Origin of the sequence: Streptomyces sp. FH025, from assembly GCF_017427025.1 — a bacterium.
Taxonomy (GTDB): Bacteria; Actinomycetota; Actinomycetes; order Streptomycetales; family Streptomycetaceae; genus Kitasatospora.
The window spans coordinates 1-2393 of the sequence record NZ_JAFLNG010000945.1; the positions used below are offsets into that span (position 1 = coordinate 1).

Below are 2393 nucleotides of genomic sequence, written 5' to 3' on the forward strand. Positions count from 1 at the left end.
AGCACCCTGCGAACGATGAGCATGACGTGACATCCTTCGGTCGAACACGTCCGGGCGGACGGGGCCGTGGAAAGGGCGGAGCGCGATGCGCTGCTCCGGTCCCGTCGGCGCGTCCACTCGGCGGGCAGCTCAAAACTACCCGCCGTGGCTGCCCGACAGCTACGTGTGCGAAGAATTGGCGGAAAAGCGCGCCGGGCGAGCCGATGCTCGAATTCCTTAGTTCGTACGGGAATTCGAGATGGTGTGTCCTGGCCAGCATCCTGATCGAAGGGGGGGCCGCTGGGGTGAAAAGGCGCGAGAGCCTGTTCGATGACGGACGGTCCTCGGTGGGGCCCGGGCCGTCTGCCGTATCCGATTTCGGCCGGACCGGGCGAGCCGCCCGTGCAACCGGCGCTGCCCGCAGGTCGGTTGCACGGGTGCTCCGGGGCGCGCCCTACCCGGCGCTGATCGTCACCACCGAGTACTGGGTGACGGTCAGCGGCACGCTGACGGTCGTACCGGTCACGGTGTACGGGACGGGTTTGGGAGACGGGTCGGCGCCGTCCGGGCTGGCGACGGTGACGGCGGTGACGCTCGCCCCGGCCGGGAGGGCGTAGGAGAGCGTGCAGTTGGCGGGTGTGGTGCGGAAGTTGGCCGGGGTGTCGCCGAAGTTGGTGAAGTTCACCAGGTGGGCGATGGTGTCGCCGCCGAGCCGTCGGGCGTCCAGGAAGATCCGCTGGTCCCCGGCCAGGGTCACCGCCGGCGGCGCGGACTGCCGTACGGCGGTGAGCAGTTGGTCGGCCGAGGCCTGGTCGGTCCCGGTCAGGTAGCTCAGCCCCGGCAGGGTCTTGACGTACCAGCAGGTGCCGCTGCCGAAGGAGTTCCGCTTGGTGGCGGGCAGCGGGTCGGCCTTGCGCAGGCCGAGCACGTCGGAGAGGGCGAACTCGGCGCGGGCGCCGCCCAGTTCGTCCAGCGCGGTGGGTGCGGGGCCGGTGATGACGACCGTTCCGCCGCCCGCGACGAAGCCGCGCAGCACGGCCGCCTCGGCGTCCGAGACCGCCTGGAGGTTGGGCAGGAGCAGCACTTTGAAGCGGGTCAGGTCGGCGGCGCTCAGGCCGGGGCTGGGCACGGTGTCGAAGGGGATGTGGGCGTAGACCAGCGCCTTGACCGCGCCCCGGAACTCACCGAGCCAGGGGAGCGAGGCGGCGCTCATCTGCGGGTCGTCGCCGCCCCACCAGTCGGTGATCCCGGCCGGGGCCGTGGCGTTGACGTACATCCCGTTGCCCTCGCCCGGGGAGACGTAGTCCCGGGAGGGGGCGGAGTGGTAGACGCCGACCTGGGCGGCGGAGCTGGCGTCGTAGAGCTTCTCCTGGTTGACCTGGACGAAGCGGTACATCCGGGCGCGCATCGCCGCGTCCACGGTGTCGTTCTTGTACGGGGTCTTCACCTCGTACGGGTTGCAGCCCGCCGCGATCAGCTGGGACATGACGAGCGACGCGTCGTCCGGCTGCCATCCGTAGGAGAACGCCCAGGCGGGCTTGGTGCCGCTGGCGGCGCGGGCGTACTTGTACATCGAGATCAGGCAGGTCCAGTCGGAGGCGGTGGCGTGCCGCATGCCGTCGTAGTTGCCGAGGATGTCCACCTCCCAGACCTGGCTGACCGCGCCGTCGGCCAGGCGCAGGTAGCCGCCGTCCAGGCCGATCGAGGTGGCGTAGCGGTAGTCCATCGAGACGGTCTCGACGAAGGTGACCAGGTCGGGGTTGACGGAGCGGCCTGCGGCGGCGATGTCCAGCTGGAACTGGAGCAGGTTGCGGTGGCGCCACTCGACGTAGCGGCGGAAGACCGGGTCGGCGTAGTTCGCGGCGGTGGGCAGTGCGAGGCCGGTGTCGGCCTTGAAGGCGGCCGCGCCCCAGGTGGAGGCGTCGCACCAGGAGAGCACGCCGTCGAAGTAGATCGGCACGTCCGGCCAGATGCCGTCCACGCCGGTCGCGGCGACGCCCTTGATCCGCTTGAGGTAGTAGTCCCGCCAGGGCGAGTTGGGGCTGAGCCAGACGCTCTCGTCGCCCGGGTCGACCCAGACCACCACGCTGCCGTAGAACACGTTGGGCTTGCCGGCGAGGTCGCGCTGGACCCAGTTCTTGCCCTGGTCGTTCTTGTAGAAGGAGCGGCCCTTCTCGCCGCCGGGGGAGATCAGCTCCAGCGACGGGTAGTACATGACGACCTTGAGGCCGGCGGCGTGCGCCAGGCCGGTGAAGGTCTTCACCTCGGCCATGTGGGCGGCGAACTCGGCGTCGGTGAGCCAGTTGGAGAGCAGGGTGTCGAGTTCGATGACGCTGACGTTCTGCGCCTTCAGGGCGTCGACGGCGCTCTGCATGTCGGCGGGCTCGTTGAAGGTGCCGTCGGCGATCCGGGCG

1 protein-coding gene is annotated in these 2393 nt (G+C 70.1%); it reads right to left on the minus strand.

What is annotated here, in order from left to right:
- Positions 1-433: 433 nt before the first annotated feature.
- Positions 434-2393, minus strand: a 1960-nt coding sequence (locus J0670_RS35975; protein ID WP_207816886.1) for a hypothetical protein, incomplete at its 5' end; no start/stop codon positions are given.